Raw genomic sequence first — 15,948 nt, 5'->3', positions numbered from 1 at the left:
TAATTAGATTATAGAGCAAATTTTTCCGATTGTTTAGAATCACTTACAATCACAGGATTTAAATATTTCTTAATATGAATAAAGATTATCTTCTTTTCCACAGACCTTTCATTACTGAAGATGAAATTAATGAAATGGTTGATACTCTTCGGTCCGGTTGGTTAAGTATGGGACCAAAGACAATTAAATTTGAGGAAGAATTTAATAAATACATCGGTAGTAAAAGATCAATTGCTGTAAGCTCTTGGACCGCAGCAGGTCATCTTGCATTAGAAGCTTTTGGAATCCAGAGAGATGATGAAGTAATTGTCCCTACCATGACTTTTCCTGCAACTGCAGAAATTGTTTGCTACTTTGGTGCAAAACCTGTTATAGTAGATGTTGAAGAAGACACTCTTAACATTTCACTGAAAGAAATTGAAAAAGCACTTTCACCCAAAACCAAAGCAATAATTCCCGTGCATTATGGTGGGCAACCTTGTGATATGGATGAGATAATGGAATTTGCTAAGCTTCATAATCTTAAAGTTCTTGAAGATGCTGCTCATTCATTACCTGCATATTATAAAGGAAGAAAGATCGGTACAATTGCTGATGTTACTTGTTTCAGTTTTTATGCAACCAAAACTCTTTCAACTGGCGAAGGTGGAATGATTTGCACAAATGATGAAGAAATTGCTGAACGCTGTGCTATTATGCGCTTACACGGAATTAACAGAGATGCCTGGAAACGCTATTCAGAGTCTGGTTCCTGGTATTATGAAGTTGTTGCTCCGGGATTCAAATATAATTTCACTGATTTGCAAGCATCTTTAGGACTTCCACAGTTGAAAAAAGTTGATGATATGTGGAATTCCCGAAAACAAATTGCCGCAAGATATACAGAAGCATTTAAAGATCTGGATACTATTACTCTTCATACAATTAAAACAGATAGAGAATCTTCCTGGCATCTATTTCCGGTAAGATTGAATTTAGATATGCTTAAAGTAGGAAGAGCACAAATAATTGAAGAACTAAAACAGAATAATGTTGGTGTGGGTGTACATTTTATGCCTGTGCATCAACATTTATTTTATAGTGAGACCTTCAAACTTGATGATAAAAATTATCCCGTTGCTTCATCAGTTTTCCCAAGATTGATATCGCTACCAATCTATCCGGGTATGACTGATAAGAATGTGGATAAAGTAATTAATGTATTTACTGATATTCTGAAAAAGTATAGAAAATAATCCCACTCAAATGGGCAAGCAGGGAAGTTTTCTCAAGAGATTTACTGATATTCTGATTAGCATCATCGTCCTAATAATTTCACTTCCTTTTTTTTTAATCGCAATGATCGCTATTAAACTGGATTCTAAAGGTCCGGTTTTTTTTATACATGAGAGAACCGGTTATAAAGGCAAACCTTTCAGAATGATTAAGTTCAGAGGCATGATTGACAATGCTTTAGCTTTTGGTCCGGAGCTTACTCAGGAAAATGATCCAAGAATAACAAGAGTTGGTAAAATCCTTAGAAGAACAAGCTTTGATGAAGTTCCACAATTTATCAATGTACTTAAGGGTGAGATGAGTATAATTGGTCCAAGACCAGAGATAATCAGTATAACGAATACATATGATGATTATCAAAGAAAAGTATTTGACTATAAGCCTGGAATAACCGGAATATCTCAAATAAATGGAAGACAGAAGCTGACTCCCGATCAGAGAACCAAAATGGAAATTGAATATTATGAAAAAGAAAATTTCTGGAGTGATATGAAAATAATATTTAAAACTTTTGCTGTGGTTTTTACTAATGAAGGTAACATCTGATTGATGAAAATTTATAAACTTCTTTCACTACTCATTCTTCTGTATCTCATTACTTTCCCTCGTTTTAATTGGAGACCACTTCCTTCACCTTTAAATAGTTTTGTGGGAACCAAGCCATTTGATGTTGAACAATATGAAAAGTATGTAGAGTATTTCAGAGGGAATACGCAATTAGCTACTGAATTAGAAGGTCCATTCTCATATCGTCCACTGGTTCCATATTTAGCTTCATTCTTACCTTTTGATGCATTAACTTCAATCAATTTGATAAATCTTCTGTTTCTAAGTTTAGGTTTAATCTACTTAATTAAATTTTTGTCAGAGATTAAAATTGCAGAGAAATTCATAACAATCGGTCTGATAATATTTATTGTTTCATTTCCGGTATTTTATTATACCACTAGCGGGTATATTGATGCATCATTGATTGGCATTCTTGCAATTACGAATTATTATTTATTTCTTAATAAGTACTTGAAATTCATTATTTCATTCTTTTTCGGGATCCTAATCAAAGAGACAATCATAATAATTTTACCACTTGCGGTAGTTTATTTTTTGATGAATGAAAAAAAGAACAATAAATATTTAAAGATTATACTTCCGGTCTTTTTATATCTAACAACCGTAATTGCAATCAGGTCCTTAGTTCCTCAAAAAGAAAATTATATATGGAATCCATCTATTGAAATCTTTATTTATAACATATCAAGAGCGAAAACTTATTTATCATTTATCCTAACATTAGGCATTCCAGGAGTGCTTTCTCTATACTTAATACTTTCAGATAAGAAGAAAAATATTTCAAGAGAATTGTTATTTCCTTTGGTCACAGGATTTTTATTCAGTGTTTTACTTTGGGTTTATTCTTTATTCTCTGCTTATTCAGACGGCAGACAATTATGGACTTCTTATGTATATACTATTCCTTTAATGCTTGAATTATTTAATTCAATATCTACAAACTAACTTTAATAAGAAAATAGTCATTCCAATGTTTTGTTTACCTATCATTGTTTTAATATAAATATAAAAAATCAAGTTGTGATATTATTTTGACCTTGTTTAATTTAATTAAAGAAATTTATTTAGAAGCAAAAAAAGTGATAATTATGATCAAGAAAAAATCCTTCCTCTATTTTGTCACAATATTCTTACTTTTACTTATTAGTACATCATATTCTCAAAAACAAAATTTATATTATCAGATATTGGAGTCAAATTTAAATTACCTGGAAATAGAATTTGATTTTGATAATCATTACGAAGTCAAAGATTTTCAAATTGATAACATAAAATTCACTTCAGTATTATCATCTGAAATACCATTTAGAATTCCAGGTGAACCAAACTTACCAACAAAGTTGTTAAAAATTGCTTTGCCGCCAAACTCTATTCCATCAATTTCAATTTCAAATACCCAAATAGAAGAATATCCTAATAAATTTATTTTACCTGTTAGAGACTCTGCAAATCAAAAAATTTCTGAGCTTAATTTTAATGAAGATATTTATGGTTTAAATTCTTTTTTCCCTTCATCTCCAGTTATAAATTCAGAACCGGCCTATTATCGTTACATAAAATTTACCACACTAACCATTTCACCTTTTCAATATAATCCTGTTGAACGGAAATTGATTTTTCATAAAAAATTTAAAGTTAGAATTGATTTTCAGGAAGATAAAAACTTACAAGCAAATTTTATTTTCCAAGCTGATAAATCTACAGATGAGTTTATACAATCTAGCTTGATTAATAAGGATATTGCTATAAATTTTATGGCACGGGTTGCTGATAATTCAAATACCCCAACTTCAAATTACTGGTACGATCCTAACAAAGACTACTACAAAATATATCTAAACAAAAAGGGCGTCTATCGTATTACCTTTGAAGAGCTTGTTAATGCTGGCATTGAGCCAAATGGGTCTATAAGAGATGGAAAATTTGAAATTTATAATTATGGTGAAAAAATTCCATTGGATATTGTTGATTCTGATAGTAATGGTTTATTTAATGAAGGTGATTACTTCCAGTTTGTTGGTTATCCTGTTAAGCCAAGTCCTTTCTCTGGACTGAATATTTATAACCTCACAAATGTTTATTGGTTCTCCTATCAAGCTGACTCAGTCTATAATTATCGATACAAAGATGGATACCCCGATAATACTTATTTTTTAATAACTTCCTCAATTAACACAATACATTGGGAAGAAGATCATATCTATGACAATTTTGGTTATGCATCAAATGATCAGAGAGATTTTTGGAATTGGGAAACTATTGAGGTAAGAGATGGAAGACCGATAAACTTTTTTGATTATTTTATTAAGGATAGTATTGCTTATGTGAGGGATCCTACAAGGAATGATGCTAAGTTAAGGGTAGCATTACATGGCGTGAGTTTCAGTCCATGCCCAACTGCACATAATGCTTGGGTTAAATGGAATTTCACTAAGATCGGTCCCACAGTCACTTGGTCTGGCCAAAATTCTGCTATGATTGAAGGTAGCTTTTTCTGGGGTTTGGGTGGTGATAGTGTTTATTGCTCTCCAGATAGTAATTATATAATTGTTGGACTGGATACTGTCAATTGTAATTCAAACCTTGATATAGTCAGGTTAAATTGGTTTGAGTTAGATTATTGGCGATTACATAATATGTTGTTGAAGCCATATTTTAGTTTCATCAGTCCGCCTAACAGATATGGAGCCAATAATTACTTCCTCTTCAGATATCCTTACAATGAAATGAAAATATATATTCCTAGCAGAGGTGATTTAATTTATAATCCGTGGATTCGAGGTGATTCTGATCAAGGTGTATATTTTCGTGATACGGTTTACCAACAGACAGAGTATTTCTGTGTTGAGCCGAATTATTACTTAACAGTTGATTCCATTAAGAGGGATAAATCTTCTGATCTCAGAAATATTTCTAACGGTGCTGACTATATAATAATAACTCACGAGTTTTTCACCACTGCTGCAGAAAGATTAAAGAATTTCCGAATGAGTAATTTATTTGGTTTTGATGAACCCAGAATAGCAATCGCAGAAATACAGGACATATATGATGAATTTAATTTTGGTTTAATGGATCCCAAAGCGGTTAAGGAATTTATTAAATATGCATTCAATAATTGGGAATCTCCATCTCCAACCTACATTGCATTATTAGGTGATATGAGCCATGATTATCGTGGTTTATTAGAGAATAGTCGTCAAAATTTTATTCCATCAATGACATTTCATGCTGTCAGGTTTGGCCAGGTTGCAAGTGATAATGAGCTAGTTACAATTGTTGGCAATGATTTAATACCCGATTTAGCTATCGGTCGAATATCTTGTGAGTCAATGGAAGAAGCAAATATATTAATAGACAAAATAATTAATTATCCTGCCGATCAATCAAAATTATGGAGAAAAACAATAGGTTTATTTTCTGGTGGCTTGGATGAAAACGATGAGAATACTTTAAGATTTAATGATCGCAGTATGGATTTGGAAAATTTTTATGTTAAACCACATGGAAGTTTAACAACAAAAGTTTTTCGTTACCCTAATAAACCTGAATATATACCGTTTTATGGAAGTGGTCCGGAAATTAGAAGAGAAATCAATGAGGGTACAATTATCGCTAACTATTATGGTCACGGTGGAGGTTATCAGTGGGATTTTGTTTTTACTGATGATGATATATATGCCTTGACCAACGGCGACAAACTTCCTTTTGTTATTAGCGTAACCTGTTATACAAATCATTTTGACAATCAAGAGGTTTTTGGTGAGATATTCAACTCGCTTCCTTATGGCGGAAGTATAGCTTTTCTGGGAAGCACTGGATTAACTTATTGGCCTATTACTGCGATCTTCAATCAAGAAATGTTTAGGGAGATTTTCTTAAATAGAAAATATAAAATTGGTGATGCTATTCAAATTGCAAAATCAAATCCAGCTTATGGTCAAATGTTACCAATGCTGAATCTATTGGGGGATCCAGCAATAAAATTAGCATTACCTGAGAAAGCTGATTTTTCAATAGAGACCAGAGATATCTCAATATCTCCAGTTAATCCCTTAATCAATGATACCGTATTAGTAACTATTGGCTATAAAAATCTTGGAACAGCATTTACGAATGATTCAGTATTAGTTGAATTATATCAAAATATTATTTCTGATTCAACATTGATCGGTAGTCAGATGAGACCCTCTTTCGATTACATAGATACAGTTTATTTTAATTGGATACCGCAGCAGCAAGGTTTAGTTCCTCTTATTGTAAGAATTAACGAAAATTTCTCAATTCCCGAAGATGATCATTCTGATAATTTTGCTTCAAAAACTTTTCCTGTTTTTAGCTTAGAACAACCAAATATATTGAAACCAATTGACTATTATTTTACTACTTCTAATACGGTTGAATTTAAAATAGTTGATATAGGTGATTACATTAATCAGGAATTAAGATATCAAATAATTCTTGATACAAGTAAAAGCTTAAACTCAAATTTTAAGATTGCATCCGGGGATCTTGTTGCTCAAGAGGGAATTGTAACTTGGCAAACACCTCAACTTCAACCAGGTATTTACTATTGGACTGCATTCATTTACTCAAATACCGACACAAATTCTTCCCCAATCAAAAGTTTCTCAATAAATAATAGAGAAGGTTTGGGATTCTATGCTAGTCGGAAGCAGCTCACTGACTTTGTGAATACTAATGTCCTTTATTCAAATGAGGATGAAGGACTAATCCTTAATACTCAACTATTACCTCCAAGACCATCGGATAATACTATGCGTGATTCGATTCTTTTATCTATCCCTGAAGACTCAACTTATCTTACGGCTGCGACAACTGATGGGAACTATATTTATTTCGGAAATATTATTGACAGAAATTTTGATCGTCCTTCAAAAATATATAAAATTGGGACTGGTCGAGGTGGAACAACCCGAGGGTTTAACTATGGAACGATTGGAGATATTTCTGTTACTATAAAGAATCAGATGTTTTACTTAGACGGTTATATTTATATAGCGACAGGTGATGATTCGACATTGTTGAGATTAAATCCACTAAATGCTGATACCATTCGAGTAAATATACCAGATAAACTTTTACCGTCTGAGGATGGAATTCTATCCAATGGTGGAATTCATGTTTCAACTGATGGCAGATATGTTTATAATTTAACTGCAGGATATGGAAATAAAAGAAATAAATATATACTTCGTACATTTGATCCTATGAATAACTGGATTAAGGTTGGCGATGATGTTGAATTTATCGGTGCTTCACAACCGACATTTTCAAATTTCTTTGTTTCAGATGGTTATGTTATAACAATAGAAAGTTTCTATAATCATTATATTCGAAGATATAAACTTGATGGATTCTTTGAAGAAGAATGGATTGTGTCAAATAGACCAAATATTTTTTATGCATTTGCACATGACAGAGAAAATAATTTGGTTTATATAAGTACTTATAAGCCACCGATTTTTCCTTATCAACCTGCATTCTTTGAATTTGCTGGAAGTTATAAGAATGCATTTGGAAAAATTGAATCTCCTACTATTGGTCCTGCAAAGAAATGGGAATCAATATCATATGATTTAGATTCACAAGGCTCATTAGGAACTTTTAATAACTTATTACTTGGTAAAAATAGTACTAACAACAATTGGGACACGATTATCGTTAATTTCTCCCCTGATTATAATATCTCTAGCTTGAGCAACCAATATGAGTTTATTAAAGCAGTTTTTGAGTTAAAAGATTCTTCTTTCGGTGCCTCCTCGCCACTTAAATTCAAAAATCTTATGATAAAATATTCTCCATTACCTGAAGTACATATTCACCCTAACTATTTGATTTTTACTCCGGATTCTGTAATGCAAGGATTCGATGTGCAATTAGACCTAAAGATAAAAAATGTAGGTTATACTAAAGCTGACTCTATAAAAATTCTCTTCAAATTTAACGATGAGGATTCGATTGTATTTTCTCATTCAATTAGTTCATTGCCTGAGGATTCTTCCTATGTTTACTCAAGAATTATCCCCACTACTAATCTTTTATATACCGCACCTGTAACTACCATTTCTGTGAGAGGTGAGGTTGAGATGTCTGAAAAGGAATTATACTACTTTAATAATATTATTGAAAATAAATTTTATATATCCCGTGATTCCATCGCTCCAAGATTTAATATAACATTTGATGGCAGAGATATATTGGATGGAGATATTATTTCTTCCGAGCCTGTTGTTTATATGACACTTGAGGATAATAGTCCATTGCCATTGGATACAGCAAATTTCACAATAGTTCATAATAATATTCCGGTTAGGTTTTCTAATCTGGATCTTAATTTCTCATATTCTCCTTATCCAAATTCAAAAGCAGAAATAATCTGGACCCCAAAACTTAATGACGGAAGACATGTGCTTGAAGTATTGGCAAAAGATGCTTCTAATAATTTCTTCGATACAACTTCTTACAGAAAAATTTTCTATGTTTACAACGATCCGGATTTAAGGCAGGTTTATAATTATCCCAACCCTTTTAAGGATGATACCTACTTTACATTTGAACTGAGAGGTATTAATCCACCGGAAGAATTTAGAATTAAGATCTTTACCATTGCCGGCCGTTTAATTCGTGAATTAAATATTCCACCCTCATCTTTGCAAATCGGATTTAATAAAATATATTGGGATGGCAGAGATGAAGATGGTGATGAAATTGCCAACGGACTTTATTTCTTTAAAATAATCTCTAAGCAGGCTGATGAAATAAAAACAGTAACTCAAAAGCTTGCTAAAGTTAAGTAACCATTAGCACAAAAAGGGAATAAAAATTATGTGTGGGATTGTCGGATATATCGGCAAACGAAATTGTGTGCCCATTTTAATTGAAGGTCTGAAACGACTTGAATATAGAGGATATGATTCTGCAGGAATAGGAATTCTAAATGGCAATGACTCAATAATCATAAAGAATAAAGGCAAGGTATCTCTATTACAGGAAAAAGTTGAGCAGCTAAATCTTCAATCATCCATCGGAGTAGGTCACACAAGATGGGCAACACATGGAATTCCAAATGAGACAAATGCACATCCTCATTCAAATTCAGATGGTTCATTATTTCTTATTCATAATGGTATAATCGAGAATTATCAGACTCTTAAAAAAAGTTTGATAAATAATGGTTATAAATTCAAAAGTGAAACTGACTCCGAAGTTCTACCACATCTGATTGATTCATTTCTTAAGAAAGGAAATAATTTAGTTAAATCAGTGCAGCTTGCTTTACAGGAAGTTGAAGGCACCTACGGTCTTGCAATAATTTATACAAAAGAACCGGATAAAATTGTAGCAGCTCGCAAGGGATCTCCTTTAGTTGTAGGACTTGGAGATGAAGAAAATTTTGTTGCATCAGATGTATCAGCAGTAATTGCTTACACAAAACAGGTTGTTTATCTCGAAGATGGTGAGGTTGCAGTAATAACCAAAAATGATTTTTGTGCAAAAACAATTTATGATGAAGATATCAGGAAAGAAGTCCACGAAATAACAATGTCTCTTGAGGAAATTGATAAAGGTGGTTATCCGCATTTTATGCTAAAAGAAATTATGGAGCAGCCTGAGTCAATCCGTAATTCAATGCGCGGAAGAATTTTATTGGATGAAGGTAATGCGAAATTGGGTGGACTTACTGATGTTGCAGATAGATTAGCGAATTCAAAAAGAATTTTAATCTCTGCTTGTGGAACAAGCTGGCATGCAGGGTTGGTTGGCGAATATATGTTTGAACATTTTACAAGAATTCCTACTGAAGTTGAGTACGCATCAGAATTCAGATACCGAAATCCAATTGTTGGTAACGAAGATACAGTATTTTTTATTTCTCAGAGTGGTGAAACCGCTGATACATTAGCTGCATTGCGAGAAGCTAAATTGCGTGGTGCGCTAGCATTGGGAATTTGTAATGCAGTTGGAAGTTCAATCGCACGTGAAAGTGATGCAGGAGTTTATACTCATGCCGGGCCTGAAATTGGAGTTGCATCAACAAAAGCATTCACCTCTCAATTAGTAGTTTTAGCTCTGATTACTCTTTTAGTTGGAAGAAAAAAGAATCTAAGCAGAGAGGATGGAAAACTTATAGCTTCAGAACTATTATCAATTCCCGATAAAGTTGAAAAAATATTGAAGCTAAACTCTGAGATTGAAATTATCGCTGAGCAATTTAAAGATGCAAAGAATTTTCTTTACCTCGGCAGAGGTTATAATTTTCCGGTAGCACTTGAAGGTGCGCTTAAGCTAAAAGAAATATCTTACATTCATGCTGAAGGTTATCCTGCAGCAGAAATGAAACACGGTCCGATAGCATTAATTGACGAGAATATGCCTGTTGTATTCATTGCACCAAAGGATTCGACCTATGAGAAAATTAAAAGTAATATTCAGGAAGTAAAAGCTCGCGGAGGAAAGATAATTGCTATTGCAAGTGAAAATGATGATGAGATTGATCATTTGGTTGATTACGCAATCAAAATTCCTGATACAATTGAAATGCTTAGACCTATTCTGACCGTTATTCCACTTCAGCTATTGGCTTATCATATTGCAGTTAAAAAGGGATTAAATGTTGATCAGCCGAGAAATTTAGCTAAAAGTGTTACAGTTGAATAATTTTTGTGATTAAATGAAAAATCTATATTTTTGTGCGCCAAAATTTTTAAGGGCAGATAGCTCAGTCGGTAGAGCAAAGGACTGAAAATCCTTGTGTCGGCGGTTCGATTCCGTCTCTGCCCACAAAAAAACCTCACTTCAAAAGTGAGGTTTTTTGTTTTTTAGCAAATTAGTTAATTAAAACCTGTATGAAGTTGTTAACATAACTTTATGATATGTTATATCCTGAAAAGTTCTTGAGACATTTGAATCATAATTATCTCCAACATCTTTCCACCAACCATAAGCATAAGCTATATCAATTCCTATAACTCCATCAGAAAGAAATCCAACGCCGGCAGTAAGATATTTTTTATCAAAGTCAGATGGATCATTTTTGAAAGCCGAAGGTTGAAGAATAAATCCACCTCTTAATCTGAAACCTATTTCAGGGAAGGTATATTCAGCACCAAGATTATAATTAACAACTGGTCTCATTAAATTTTTAATTCGTTTATTCTGATCCGAAAAGTATGTTGAAGATATGCCTTCTCCGTTTGAAAATTCCATTTCCTTATAATCAATGTAAGTTGCTTGTGCACTAACTATTAATCCTTTTAGATTTACGGAAGCACCGCCCGATATTTCATAGGGAGAAGTGATATCATATTTAACTTTGTCACTATATTTTTCAGGGTCCAAAGTAACAGAAGCATTTGCAAATTCACTCCTGCCTTCAACATTAAAATCTTCATTGATCTTATAGACTTTAGGAAATTGAATTGTTAATCCAAGTCTTGCTATTTTTTCAAACTGATAAAGAAACCCGACTTTTGCATTCCAACCTTCAATATCCCATTTCAATAAATTCTTTAAATAGAAAGTTCGGAAATCAGTAGTTGAAGGGTAACCCGGTGCAGTTTCACCCTGATAAATATTTTGTGTATCGTCTTCGTAGTAATCAAAATCAGAGGTGAAGCTACCACTTACAACAGATACATTTGCACCGATGAACAAATTTCTGTAAGCTTCAATAGCTCCTGTTAATGTCCATTGATTAAGTGAACCTGAGTTAAGCATATTTCCACTTTGATTTAATCTTCCATTGATGATAGTATTACCATTATCATCAGTCAGATATAAATCGTATGGAATATCAGTATCAAGCAAGCTTTGGATTTTTGAATTACTGCCGTTATTAAATCCATTGAATTCAAGACTTCCGACAAAATCCTTTGTGGTATTGTAGGACAATCCAAATACAAGACTTCCTCTTAAAGTTGGAATTGGGAAAGTTAAACTGATATTATCTAACTTCGTTTGGCTGGAATTACTTTCCGTAGTTTGATTAAAGAATTTTGTTGAATTATTAAATGAAGTAATATCTATTCCGCCCATAAACTCAAGTTTTTTAACCAAACCTAATCCTGCCGGATTAAAGAATGAAGCTGAACCATCATCACTTAATGATATGTAACTGTTTCCCATTCCTAATGCTCTTGCACTTGCACCTAATCCAGGCACACTTACTCTCAAAGCATCATTATAGTTTTGAGAAAAAGTTAAAGTGCTGAAAATAATTACTACTAATGTTAACTGAATATTTCTGTATAACATTTTTATCTCCTGCTGTTTCCTGAATTTCTGTTTCCGTTTTCATTTCTGATTGAACCGGAATTTGAATTTCCCGAACTATTACCAGAATTTGTATTACTTCTTACTTCATTTCCCGAAGAAGTTCCTGATTTTTGAGTTGTTGTAGATGAACTATTGTCCCTGCTTGGTGGTGGGGTTGTAATTATACCATCACGAGAACCGGATTCATATCTGAATCCATCATTATTTCTAATTGATTGAGTATCAGTACTTCTGTTTTTCGTTGATCCATTACTTATTGTAACAATTGGAGTTGTTATCCACCATGGAACCTCATAATAACTTCCATAAGAACCAAAATATTCACTGAGATAGAAGCCATAATAGTTGTCATAAACTGGCGTTCTGTCTTCGGGAGTTAAAATTACTGTGTAACATCCCTGAAGTAAGAACAATAAAACCGCTGACCCTAAAATTATTTTTTTCATCTTCTGCTCCTGTCTGACCCGGAGTTTCCTCTGTTTCCACCGTTATTTCTTGGTGGTGGAGTTGAATTCTGTCTGGATGTATTATTTGTCGGAGGACTATAAGACCTTGGAGTATTGTTATTCCTGGGCGTTGAATAGGTCCTCTCCGGAGTTCTGTTTCTGTTACTATCATTGTTATATCTTGGAGTTCTTGACTCAGTGTTTTCATTTCTTTTTATCTGTGGCGGTTTTCTTTCTTCCTGTCTTTTTCTAATTTCATTTTGTTTTCTGATGTCGTTATTATTGCCGTCAGTTTGTTCACGATTTCGAATTTCGATTCTGTTTCTATCGGTTTCGCGTACATCTTTTCTTTTTTGTACTTCAATTCTGTTCCTGTTCTCATCAATATTTTCTCTCGATCGTAAAAGCTGATCATTGTTTCTATTGCGAACATCAGTTTGTCTATCACGATTTCTTAACTCATTTCGCTCTCTAAGATTTTCATTTCTTGTTGTTAGAAGATTTCTCTCTCTAACTCTTAATTGATCACGAAGTATCTGGTCTGTACCACGATTGCCGTCATTTCGTGTAACAAGATTATTTCTGAAACCGCTTGAGTTTCTTATTCTGTATCCATCATTTGATCGGTATTTATAAATTGAAGGATAATAAGTCCAGTAGCTACCGTAATATCGAGGATACCAATAATAATAGCCCGGATACCAATAAGTTGAATAATAAATCACGGTTGGATACCATGGGTCGCAGAACCAAGGATCCCAATACCATGGATCATAATACCACCAAGGGTTTCCTATACCAATGGATATATGAAGAGAAGGGTAATAACCCCAATAATATTTTCTATAAATCGGATATCCATAAAAGTGATAGTGATATTCATTTCCTTCATTGTCATAAAGAGTATCGGAATAAGTTTCCTCATAGGTATAATCATCATCATTTTGATCTTCAGATTGCGAATAGTAATAATCTGAATCGTTTGATCTTTTATCTTTATCAAGCGCAATCTGAGTATAGCATCCTGTAAACAGAATTGCAATCAAAGGTAATAAAAATAAATTTTTCATCTCAACCTCCGTAAATAACTGTAGAAATATTGGCAAATATCTTGCCTTAAGAAAGGAGAAAAGTAAGTGCTAAACTTTAGTTTCTAAGATAGATGTGTTCAAATAATGTAGCTAATTCTGAACTATTATGTCCAGAATTAGCAACAAACATTAAAATATACTTTGAATGTATTCAATTCTTAGTGCGCGGTCTGCTGCGTTTGGATTCCATCTTTTGTTTTGCAATAAATCTCTCAAATCAAAACCAAGTGTGAACCCAGAACCAATTGCCCATCTTAATCCAAGATTAAGATATCCTTTGCCTTCACCAAATGATGAAGCCGCATTATCATTCAGTGCGAAATCGTATTCAGCAATTACTGAGAAATTTTGTCCTAAAGTTTTTTCCGCACCTACCCAAAGATTAAGAAAGTTATCGCCATCATTTTTTTCAAGAGAGTAGTTAATTGCACCGTGCAAACTCAGATATCCAAGTAATGCAAAGTTTTTGCTTGCAGCAGCAAAAAATCCGGGAGATTTTATTGCAAATCTCTTTGGACTTTCAAATTCTTCACCTTTGCCCTGTGAATCAAATCCAATTACTAAAGCTGGGAGAATTAACGATTCATTAATCATTCTGAATCTAATGTTTACTCCAGGCAATTCATACCAATTTGGTTTTCCTGAACCAATCAGATTTGCAGCACCATAAGAAATTCCAAAACTAACATTTTGAAAGACCCCAACCTCCATCTTTGCAACTACAACACCAGCTGGAAGTACATCTGTAGTAACACCTACCATACCTTTTTCAAGTATTCCAGCGGTTGGCATATCTATCAGATATCTGTATTCAAACTTTGCTGATTCACCAGCAGTTCCTTGAGAGTAATTTTGATTAAATGCAATAATCAGAAATAAAATCGTTGATAAAATTTTCACTTTCATAAATCCTCACTTCAAATTTTCTTTGACTTTAAAATAACCATTTAAATTTTCTTTTTCAGACTCGAAGAGGTAAAATCAGAATTTCAACATATTGTGGGAATAAAGAGTGTTTATTAATAATCTTTATACCAACTTTACCTTCAATTCCTTTTGATTTTATTTTCATAAGAGAATTCTTTTTGTCAATTGTTTCCACTTCAACCAATTCTTTACCTTCAATTATTTCAAATTCACTTTCTGTATATCGAAAAATTGCTTTCGAACCAAGTGCATTAATTGGAATAACCTTTATTTCAACCTTTGAATTTACATCTGCATAAAGTTGTGAGGGATTAACCTCGACTTTAATTTCATAAATATTATAAAGAAAGTAATAACCAAGAATTAATAAAATTATTAATGCAGAAACTAAAATCATTATCAGGTCTTTTCGTCTCATTTTTTCTTTACTTCTTTAATAACAGCTTTTTTAAGTTGTTCGATAATATCATAAACAACTTCATCCGGAATTCCATCCTGATGTTTCGATTTAAATCTCATATCACACTGATCATTCACATAATCAATAACGACAAATTTATTCTCTTCAGTAATTGCAATTTCAGTTGAAAAAAAATCAAGTGTTGTTAGTCTGGCAATCTTTCGGGTAATCTCATTTAACTTTTTAAGATTAAAAATTTCAAACTCATCCTGTGTTATAATTTCATAGATATGAGTTTGATCATCCCACCAGCAGCAGATTACTTTTCCAAAAGCCCAGAAACACCTGAACCATGCTCTCTTTCCGTCAAGAGTTTTTGGGTAAATTTTTTGTTGAAGAATATACTTGTCATTATCGAAAGTGCTTCTTTCGTCCAATACTTCTTTTAATGTTTCTGCTCCGGTAACGACTCCGATTCCACCACCAGTTGTATTACATGGTTTGATTATAAACGGCCTGCCAAGCACAGCGAGATCATCAACCGAAATTTTTAAATCATTATTATGCTTGTGAGGTGGAATTATAATTGAATAAGGAACATTCAATCCCGCTGTAATGAATTCCAGATGCATAGAAGCTTTATCAATTGCGTGCTGAACTTTATCATAAGGATTAAATATTCTTATTTTCCTTCTGGTCAGAATTTTTGCAAGTTCAAGATAGTCATCATCAACATCAGATGCTCTATCCAGATATGTTCTGAATGAAAGCTTTTTTAATCTGACATCTTCTGTAACTTCTTTGATATTGTAATCTGTAACTCTGTAAGTTGATAAACCTTCAGCCTGAAGAATTTTTTCAATCGCATCTACAAAATCGAAATCATATTCCCAGGTGAATGCAATTGCAAAGTCATATGTATTCATACAAAAATTATTTT

General features: G+C 33.0%; 11 protein-coding genes and 1 tRNA gene. 6 read left to right on the top strand and 6 right to left on the bottom strand.

Annotation, left to right across the window (positions count from 1 at the left end):
* Positions 1-74: 74 nt before the first annotated feature.
* The 6 genes from Q0X14_RS05000 to Q0X14_RS04975 all read left to right on the top strand — a co-directional run bounded on the left by Q0X14_RS05000 (position 75) and on the right by Q0X14_RS04975 (position 10,650).
* On the top strand, positions 75-1,235 hold the full coding sequence (locus Q0X14_RS05000; protein ID WP_297843296.1) for a DegT/DnrJ/EryC1/StrS family aminotransferase: 1,161 nt from the start codon (positions 75-77) through the stop codon (positions 1,233-1,235).
* A gap of 10 nt (positions 1,236-1,245) precedes the next feature.
* Entirely contained in the window at positions 1,246-1,821 is a 576-nt protein-coding gene (locus Q0X14_RS04995; RefSeq protein WP_297843293.1) for a sugar transferase, read from the top strand.
* A 3-nt stretch (positions 1,822-1,824) separates the two neighbouring features.
* Positions 1,825-2,790: a hypothetical protein gene (locus Q0X14_RS04990; RefSeq protein ID WP_297843290.1), complete on the top strand. Its 966-nt coding sequence runs from the start codon at positions 1,825-1,827 to the stop codon at positions 2,788-2,790.
* Positions 2,791-3,032: 242 nt separating this feature from the next.
* Positions 3,033-8,666, top strand: a complete 5,634-nt coding sequence (locus tag Q0X14_RS04985) for a C25 family cysteine peptidase (protein ID WP_297843287.1) — start codon at positions 3,033-3,035, stop codon at positions 8,664-8,666.
* 28 nt (positions 8,667-8,694) lie between these two features.
* Positions 8,695-10,527, top strand: a complete 1,833-nt coding sequence (glmS, locus tag Q0X14_RS04980) for a glutamine--fructose-6-phosphate transaminase (isomerizing) (RefSeq protein ID WP_297843284.1) — start codon at positions 8,695-8,697, stop codon at positions 10,525-10,527.
* A gap of 50 nt (positions 10,528-10,577) precedes the next feature.
* Positions 10,578-10,650: transfer RNA gene (locus tag Q0X14_RS04975), tRNA-Phe, on the top strand.
* Positions 10,651-10,704: 54 nt separating this feature from the next.
* On the opposite strand, the gene Q0X14_RS04970 is transcribed toward Q0X14_RS04975, so the two are convergent.
* The 6 genes from Q0X14_RS04970 to Q0X14_RS04945 form a co-directional block, all read right to left on the bottom strand.
* Entirely contained in the window at positions 10,705-12,123 is a 1,419-nt protein-coding gene (locus tag Q0X14_RS04970; protein WP_297843281.1) for an outer membrane protein transport protein, read from the bottom strand.
* A 2-nt stretch (positions 12,124-12,125) separates the two neighbouring features.
* On the bottom strand, positions 12,126-12,590 hold the full coding sequence (locus Q0X14_RS04965) for a hypothetical protein (RefSeq protein ID WP_297843278.1): 465 nt from the start codon (positions 12,588-12,590) through the stop codon (positions 12,126-12,128).
* The gene (locus Q0X14_RS04960; RefSeq protein WP_297843276.1) at positions 12,587-13,660 is read right to left on the bottom strand and encodes a hypothetical protein; all 1,074 of its coding nucleotides are present in this window, start codon (positions 13,658-13,660) and stop codon (positions 12,587-12,589) included. The genes Q0X14_RS04965 and Q0X14_RS04960 overlap by 4 nt, the downstream gene beginning before the upstream one ends.
* 150 nt (positions 13,661-13,810) lie before the next feature.
* Positions 13,811-14,587: a YjbH domain-containing protein gene (locus tag Q0X14_RS04955; protein WP_297843273.1), complete on the bottom strand. Its 777-nt coding sequence runs from the start codon at positions 14,585-14,587 to the stop codon at positions 13,811-13,813.
* Positions 14,588-14,642: 55 nt separating this feature from the next.
* A complete protein-coding gene (locus Q0X14_RS04950; RefSeq protein ID WP_297843270.1) occupies positions 14,643-15,026 on the bottom strand; it encodes a hypothetical protein in 384 nt (127 codons plus the stop codon).
* Positions 15,023-15,934 carry a hypothetical protein gene (locus Q0X14_RS04945; RefSeq protein ID WP_297843267.1) on the bottom strand — a complete coding sequence of 304 codons (912 nt, stop codon included), beginning with the start codon at positions 15,932-15,934 and terminating at the stop codon, positions 15,023-15,025. Before Q0X14_RS04945 ends, Q0X14_RS04950 begins: the two co-directional genes overlap by 4 nt.
* Between the last annotated feature and the right edge of the window lie 14 nt (positions 15,935-15,948).

The sequence above is a fragment of the Ignavibacterium sp. genome, assembly GCF_025998815.1.
In the GTDB taxonomy this organism is placed as follows: domain Bacteria; phylum Bacteroidota; class Ignavibacteria; order Ignavibacteriales; family Ignavibacteriaceae; genus Ignavibacterium.
Note: the sequence above shows the minus strand (reverse complement) of the source record. Positions and strands in the feature narration are given on the sequence as shown.